The sequence below is a fragment of the bacterium genome (assembly GCA_024226335.1).
Classification (GTDB): Bacteria; Myxococcota_A; UBA9160; order SZUA-336; family SZUA-336; genus JAAELY01.
Genome location: JAAELY010000412.1, coordinates 1 through 646 on the forward strand (window position 1 = coordinate 1; position 646 = coordinate 646).

A 646-nucleotide genomic window follows, 5' to 3' on the forward strand; every position below is an offset into this window, starting at 1 on the left:
CGACAGGCTGAAATCAAGACTGAACTGGCCGACCTCAAGGCGCAGAGCATCGACCGCGACGATCTGACTCGGGCGCTAGAAGCCTTCGACCCAATCTGGGACGTTCTGCTCACGCAGGAACGGGAACGTGTGATGCACCTGCTGATCGAACGAATCGACTACGACGGCAATGAACTGGCGATCACCTGGAGACTCGCAGGATTCGGCGAGTTTGCCGCCGAGGTTTCGCCGTGAAGGCCGCTGTTGCCAGGACCGTCCACACGGTGGACTTCGGCGCGAAGCCCGCACCACGGCGCACAGCCGCGCCCACGGGGCGGATTCCGCGAGTCGCAAAGATGTTGGCTCTGGCTCACAAGATCGACGCGATGATCCGCGCCGGTGAACTCCGCGACATGGCCGATGCCGCCCATGCGATGGCGCTGACCCGGGCTCGCGTCACACAGATCGCGAACCTCCTGCTCCTCGCGCCCGCGATTCAGGCGGCGATCTTGGAGTTGCCGCTGGTCACCACGGGCCGCGATCCGATCAGCGAGCGGCAACTTCGACCCATCGTGGCCGAGCCCGACTGGCAGCGACAGATGGAACTCTGGAACGAGGTGAAGCGATGAGCGACTTCTACCGCACCCGAATGGGGCACACCTACTAC

2 protein-coding genes are annotated in these 646 nt (G+C 63.8%); both read left to right on the forward strand.

Annotation, left to right across the window (positions count from 1 at the left end; translation table 11 throughout):
* A partial coding sequence (locus GY725_20420) for a hypothetical protein (protein MCP4006550.1) occupies positions 1 to 234 on the forward strand: 234 nt, incomplete at its 5' end.
* Positions 231 to 608: a hypothetical protein gene (locus GY725_20425; GenBank protein ID MCP4006551.1), complete on the forward strand. Its 378-nt coding sequence runs from the start codon at positions 231 to 233 to the stop codon at positions 606 to 608. The genes GY725_20420 and GY725_20425, both read left to right, overlap by 4 nt.
* Positions 609 to 646: the final 38 nt, after the last annotated feature.